The following is a 5,466-nucleotide window of genomic DNA, read 5'->3' as shown; positions in this document are numbered from 1 at the left end:
AAGAAAAGCAATTAGTGTTGTTGGTGGTATGGTTATAGGAGCTGTTGCAGCAACTTGGGTATCTGTCACTACGGCGCTAGAGCTGAAAAATGGAGATGGAGAAACATTTTTAAACTTACAAGAAAAGATTGATGGTGTTTATCCAGGTCTTTTAACAGCAGGTTTTATTGTTCTATGTTGGTGGCTGATGGCTAAAAAGAAAGTTTCTCCAAATTGGGTGATGCTCTTATTGGTAGTTATTGCACTTGTAGGAGTAGCCTTAGGATTTTTCAATCCAGGCTTGAAATATTAATAGCATCTAAAAAAGCAACGGTTCATAATCGTTGTTTTTTATATATGCGTAATATAAGGATTTAGAGTTTCGGTATTTTTTATAAAAGAATTAACGAAAATACTAATTCCATAAATCATGTTCGTTAAAATTCTACATTATTAAAGTGCAAAATTAGGATAAAGAATTTATCTATTCATCCTCAGAAAGTCAGACTTTTTTCTTGACTATTTCTGACCAAGTGATACAATAGAACTATGAATTAGCACTCAAGTGTAAAGAGTGCTAATGATATCTATCTCATTATGGAGGAAATCAGATGTTGAAACCATTAGGGGACCGTGTGGTCTTAAAAGTAGAAGAAAAAGAACAAACTGTTGGAGGTTTTGTCCTCGCAGGTTCAGCCCAAGAAAAAACCAAAACAGCTCAAGTTGTGGCTACTGGACAAGGTGTTCGTACCTTGAACGGTGACTTGGTTGCTCCAAGTGTTAAAGCTGGAGACCGTGTCTTGGTTGAAGCACACGCAGGTCTTGATGTCAAAGATGGCGATGAAAAGTACATCATCGTAGGCGAAGCTAACATCTTGGCTATCATTGAAAAATAGAAGGAGAAAGTAAGTATGTCAAAAGAAATTAAATTTTCATCTGATGCCCGTTCAGCTATGGTCCGTGGTGTCGATATCCTTGCAGACACTGTTAAAGTAACCTTGGGACCAAAAGGCCGTAATGTCGTTCTTGAAAAGTCATTCGGTTCACCCTTGATTACCAATGACGGTGTGACTATTGCCAAAGAAATCGAATTGGAAGACCATTTTGAAAATATGGGTGCCAAATTGGTATCAGAAGTAGCTTCTAAAACCAATGATATCGCAGGTGACGGGACTACGACTGCAACAGTCTTGACCCAAGCTATCGTCCGTGAAGGAATCAAAAACGTCACTGCAGGTGCCAATCCAATTGGCATTCGTCGTGGGATTGAAACAGCAGTTGCTGCAGCAGTTGAAGCCTTGAAAAACAATGCTATTCCTGTTGCCAACAAAGAAGCTATCGCTCAAGTTGCAGCCGTCTCTTCTCGTTCTGAAAAAGTCGGTGAATACATCTCTGAAGCTATGGAAAAAGTTGGCAAAGATGGAGTCATCACTATCGAAGAGTCACGTGGTATGGAAACAGAGCTTGAAGTCGTAGAAGGAATGCAGTTTGACCGTGGTTACCTTTCACAGTACATGGTGACAGATAGCGAAAAAATGGTGGCTGACCTTGAAAATCCGTATATCTTAATTACCGACAAGAAGATTTCCAATATCCAAGAAATTTTGCCACTCCTCGAAAGCATTCTCCAAAGCAATCGTCCACTTTTGATTATTGCAGATGATGTGGATGGTGAAGCTCTTCCAACTCTTGTATTGAACAAGATTCGTGGAACCTTCAACGTGGTAGCAGTCAAGGCACCTGGCTTTGGTGACCGTCGCAAAGCCATGCTTGAAGATATCGCCATCTTGACAGGTGGAACAGTTATCACAGAAGACCTTGGTCTTGAGTTGAAAGATGCGACAATTGAAGCACTTGGTCAAGCAGCGAGAGTAACTGTGGATAAAGATAGCACTGTTATCGTAGAAGGTGCTGGAAATCCTGAAGCGATTTCTCATCGTGTTGCGGTTATCAAGTCTCAAATCGAAACTACAACTTCTGAATTTGACCGTGAAAAATTGCAAGAACGCTTGGCAAAATTGTCAGGTGGTGTAGCGGTTATTAAGGTTGGAGCCGCAACTGAAACTGAGTTGAAAGAAATGAAACTCCGCATTGAAGATGCCCTCAACGCTACTCGTGCAGCTGTTGAAGAAGGAATCGTTGCAGGTGGTGGAACAGCTCTTGCCAATGTGATTCCAGCTGTTGCTGCCTTGGAATTAACAGGAGACGAAGCAACAGGCCGCAATATTGTTCTCCGTGCCTTGGAAGAACCTGTTCGTCAGATCGCTCACAATGCAGGATTTGAAGGTTCAATCGTTATCGATCGTTTGAAAAATGCTGAGCTTGGTACAGGTTTCAATGCAGCAACTGGCGAGTGGGTCAACATGATTGATCAAGGGATTATCGACCCAGTTAAAGTGAGTCGTTCAGCCCTACAAAACGCAGCATCTGTAGCCAGCTTGATTTTGACAACAGAAGCAGTCGTAGCTAATAAACCAGAACCAGCAGCTCCGGCTCCAGCAATGGATCCAAGCATGATGGGCGGCATGATGTAAGCTTTCTATAAAAAACACAAAAGGAGGGAATGCCTACCCCTCCTTTTTATGATATTCACTTCTAAATTGATTTGAGCTCTTCTAACTTATATGATAAAATAAGACTAGAAAAAGGAGAAGAACATGATCGATGTAGAAGAAATTCTGAGCAAGATGAACCCTAATCAGAAGATTAATTATGACCGTGTCATGCAGAAGATGGTACAAGTATGGGAGAAAAATGAGCAACGTCCAACCATTCTCATGCATGTTTGCTGTGCCCCTTGCAGTACCTATACTCTAGAATATTTAACAAAGTATGCTGATGTGACAATCTATTTTGCCAATTCTAATATCCATCCCAAGGCAGAATACCACAAGCGGGCTTACGTCACCCAAAAATTTGTCAGTGATTTCAATGAGCGAACAGGAAATACGGTTCAGTACCTAGAAGCTCCCTACGAACCAAATGAATACCGTAAGTTAGTCAGAGGACTGGAAGAAGAGCCAGAAGGTGGCGACCGTTGTAAGGTTTGCTTTGACTACCGCCTGGATAAGACAGCGCAAGTGGCTATGGATCTGGGCTTTGATTATTTTGGCTCAGCCTTGACCATTAGTCCTCATAAGAATTCTCAAACCATTAACAGCATCGGAATCGATGTGCAAAAAATTTATACAACCCACTATCTTCCAAGTGATTTCAAGAAAAATCAGGGCTACAAACGTTCAGTGGAGATGTGTGAAGAGTATGATATATATCGTCAATGTTATTGTGGATGCGTCTATGCAGCCCAAGCTCAGAATATTGACCTGGTTCAGGTTAAGAAAGATGCTACAGCTTTCTTGCTGGATAAGGATGTTGAAAAAGACTATTCCCACATTAAATTTACTGTTACGAAATTAGATATATAGAGACCAACCCAGCTGAAAAGCTGGGTTTTTCAAATAAAAAACCAGGGCTTTCACCCTAGTTTGACAACTTTACCGATTCTTTAGTTCTACATAGCGCTTGTACCAAATGTTTACATAGGCTTCTGAGAAAGGACCACGTCCATTGTTAATCCAATCAACAAGAATTTTGACATGTTCTTTTAAAATATAGTCCAAATCATCAGAATAATTCATTTTGCGTTTATGACGCTCATATTCCTCAACGTCCAAGAGACGTTTTTCCCCATCTGTAAAAATTTTAACATCCAAATCGTAATCAATATACTTCAGCGCTTCTTCATCCAGATAGTAGGGGCTAGCCATATTGCAATAGTAGGAAATTCCATTATCACGAATCATGGCAATGATATTAAACCAATATTTCTTGTGAAAGTAAACAATAGCCGGTTCTCGAGTAACCCAACGACGACCATCACTTTCGGTAACAAGTGTATGATCGTTGACACCAATAATGGCGTTTTCTGTTGTTTTTAGTACCATGGTGTCCCGCCAAGTTCGGTGGAGACTGCCATCATGCTTATAACTTTGAATTGTAATAAAGTCGCCTTCTTTTGGAAGCTTCATAACTAACCAACTTTCTACAATTTGTAAGTTTATCGTTTACTATTGTACCATAAAATTGCCTAAAATCTGTGATTTTTACATGAAAATATTAAAGATATTCTCTGAGAGCGCTTGCTATATCCGAAAAATCGTAGCCTTTTCGTGCTAAAACTTGAGTTAAACGCTGTTTAAGTTCGTATCCTTCATACTTTCGAGCATACTTGGCATATTGCTTGTCAAGTTCCTTGAAGATAAGTTCCTGAGTCGTTTCTTCGTCTACTTGGCTATCCAATTCGTCAAAGGCACTTTTAGCATCAGAGTATGAGAAACCCTTATTGGTCAGATTCTGGATAATCTTATCTTGCAAGGCACGAGCTGGAAGTTTTCCTTCATATTTTTTCAATAGTTTATTAGCTATACGTTGAGCAACTTCGGAAAAATCAAATTCTTTCAAGGTCTCCTCTATAGTAGATTTTGAAATCCCCCTTTGTGCTAGTTTCTGAGTCAGTACATAAGGTCCCTTGTCTCCTGAAAGTTGATTGGCATTGATGGTAGCATAAGCGTACTGGCCATCATTAATCCAATTCTCCTCTTTAAGATTAGCAATTACTTGAGAAACTATGTCTTCATCAATATCATATTTTTTCAGATATTCTCTGACTTCTTTTTCAGTGCGAGCTTTAAAGGATAGGTGGTAGAGGGCTAGATTCTTACCGTAAGAAAATTGGGCAAAGTCCTGAATCTCTTTCAATTCTTCTTGGCTTATCACTTTATCTCGTGATAACATAAAACGAACAATAGTATCTTCAGTAATGTAGCATTTGTCGCCATTATCAAGCTCCATCAGATAGAGTCTTTTTTTCTTTTCAAGTTTTGTGATTTTCATAGTTCTATTATAACTCAAAATGTGAGAAAAAGCTGAAACCCCTTGATATAGCCGTTTTTTGTCCCTTGATGATGAATTTTAAGAACTTTTTAGGAACTTTGTAAATTCTCAATGGCTTTTTCATAAAAGGAAGTCGCCTTTTTCTTATTGTCTTTGGACAGATGACTATAGATATCCATAGTCATTGAAATTTTAGAATGGCCTAGCCGTGTTTGGATTTCTTTGTATGGCAGGCCAGCATTAAGCAATAGACTAGCGTGGGTGTGTCGGAAGGCGTGGAAACTCAAACGAGGACATCCAGCTAGTTTTAAATGCTTTTCTAGTCTGAATCTGAGTGCTCCAGCTTCTCTATAATTGTCAAAGGTATCAGAGAACACTTTTTCAAAAGTTACCCCTATTTCCCTACCTATTTGGGATTGTCTTGCTTTATAGAGCCGAAGCATGAGTACCGTTTTGGTATCCAGTGCTATTTCTCTAATGCTACTTTTACTTTTAGGGCTAGTGATTTCCTTGAGGGTGTTTAAAGTCTTGGTAACTGAAATGCTACCGTTTTGTAGGTCAATATCAGACCATTTCAAGGCTAGACACTCACGA

At 39.5% G+C, this 5,466-nt stretch carries 7 protein-coding genes; 4 read left to right on the top strand and 3 right to left on the bottom strand.

Translation table 11 applies throughout. From position 1 onward, the window contains the following. The 4 genes from ACLNCN_RS02995 to ACLNCN_RS02980 all read left to right on the top strand — a co-directional run. Positions 1-292 (top strand): PTS system mannose/fructose/sorbose family transporter subunit IID (locus ACLNCN_RS02995; protein ID WP_424844577.1); only part of this gene is annotated, 292 nt, incomplete at its 5' end. A gap of 298 nt (positions 293-590) precedes the next feature. Then, positions 591-875, top strand: a complete 285-nt coding sequence (gene groES / locus ACLNCN_RS02990; protein WP_000917337.1) for a co-chaperone GroES — start codon at positions 591-593, stop codon at positions 873-875. Between the two features lie 15 nt (positions 876-890). Continuing rightward, the gene (gene groL, locus ACLNCN_RS02985; RefSeq protein WP_173283212.1) at positions 891-2,513 is read left to right on the top strand and encodes a chaperonin GroEL; all 1,623 of its coding nucleotides are present in this window, start codon (positions 891-893) and stop codon (positions 2,511-2,513) included. Positions 2,514-2,636: 123 nt separating this feature from the next. Further along, positions 2,637-3,404: an epoxyqueuosine reductase QueH gene (locus tag ACLNCN_RS02980; protein WP_060627100.1), complete on the top strand. Its 768-nt coding sequence runs from the start codon at positions 2,637-2,639 to the stop codon at positions 3,402-3,404. Positions 3,405-3,473: 69 nt separating this feature from the next. On the opposite strand, the gene ntdP is transcribed toward ACLNCN_RS02980, so the two are convergent. The 3 genes from ntdP to ACLNCN_RS02965 all read right to left on the bottom strand — a co-directional run. Next, positions 3,474-4,007, bottom strand: a complete 534-nt coding sequence (gene ntdP, locus ACLNCN_RS02975; RefSeq protein ID WP_000775316.1) for a nucleoside tri-diphosphate phosphatase — start codon at positions 4,005-4,007, stop codon at positions 3,474-3,476. Between the two features lie 88 nt (positions 4,008-4,095). After that, on the bottom strand, positions 4,096-4,872 hold the full coding sequence (recX, locus tag ACLNCN_RS02970; RefSeq protein ID WP_084926160.1) for a recombination regulator RecX: 777 nt from the start codon (positions 4,870-4,872) through the stop codon (positions 4,096-4,098). A gap of 89 nt (positions 4,873-4,961) precedes the next feature. Next, positions 4,962-5,466: site-specific integrase (locus ACLNCN_RS02965; protein WP_424844576.1), on the bottom strand; the 505-nt coding region annotated here is incomplete at its 5' end.

The organism is Streptococcus sp. CL8.13 (assembly GCF_049737895.1).
The sequence above is the reverse complement of the archived record's forward strand: the minus strand, read 5'-3'. Positions and strand labels throughout refer to the sequence as shown.